An 805-nucleotide genomic window follows, 5' to 3' on the forward strand; every position below is an offset into this window, starting at 1 on the left:
GCTTCTGATATCAAAAACGCTCTTTTCCTAGCTGATCCATCAAACATTCAGATCGATTTCCAAGTAAAAGCTGTTGATATGACACCAAACATTACCGAATTTTCAATCATTTCGGACAAACCGATCTTCACTTACCGTCACGGGCCGACCTTATGGAGTCAGCAATCATGGCAAGGAGACTCCGAGTTTATCGAGAAACTAGGAGTCCAGTTGAACACACAAGACTCCATAATTGGCCAAAGTACAGTCAAAGGTACATGGAGTTGGTTCCGCTTATTCGGTCCAAATGTGAGTTTTTCATCCGCTCAAGATACACAAGTTGAGTTTGTGTATGGTGACAGTAAAGTAAAACTGACCATCAAAACTCAGGGTCAGTCGAACCCGTTTGTTCCCGGCTTCTTCTCTGGATTCTCGTTACCAAGTGATATCTAGTAAAGCCCCCTCAAGTAGCTCGCTTTGTACATCAAAGCGAGCTCCATCTTATGACAATAATTCTCTGTCAATAAGTTGCTCTTCCTTTGGTTTTAACACTCTGGCAAAGTTGCTTTGAAGGGAGAATTTTCGGACGACGCAAAGCTCAAGCAGGAGCTAACTAACCGTGGCTACACTAATCTCTCTCGATTAGGTAGACGTGTACTTCAAGCCCAGCACCCTAGCTGGGGCGTCGTTACTATAAAGTATGCTCAAGCAGTAAAGCACCGTCACTTTCTCAAACAAGAGGCTGAGTTTCTCTATTCCAACTCCAATTATAACTGGCCAGAATATTGCGATTATTTCTCTAACCAGCAGAGTGACTATCTAGTCC

At 43.4% G+C, this 805-nt stretch carries 1 protein-coding gene and 1 pseudogene; both read left to right on the forward strand.

All coding sequences use genetic code 11. The features are described from left to right. A partial coding sequence (locus tag AB4496_RS26790; RefSeq protein ID WP_372132948.1) for a type VI secretion IcmF C-terminal domain-containing protein occupies positions 1-432 on the forward strand: 432 nt, incomplete at its 5' end. A 114-nt stretch (positions 433-546) separates the two neighbouring features. Continuing rightward, positions 547-805 (forward strand): annotated as a pseudogene (locus AB4496_RS26795) (protein kinase family protein); the annotation flags it as partial.

This window comes from Vibrio sp. 10N.222.46.A1 (assembly GCF_041473595.1).
Taxonomy (GTDB): domain Bacteria; phylum Pseudomonadota; class Gammaproteobacteria; order Enterobacterales; family Vibrionaceae; genus Vibrio; species Vibrio tasmaniensis_A.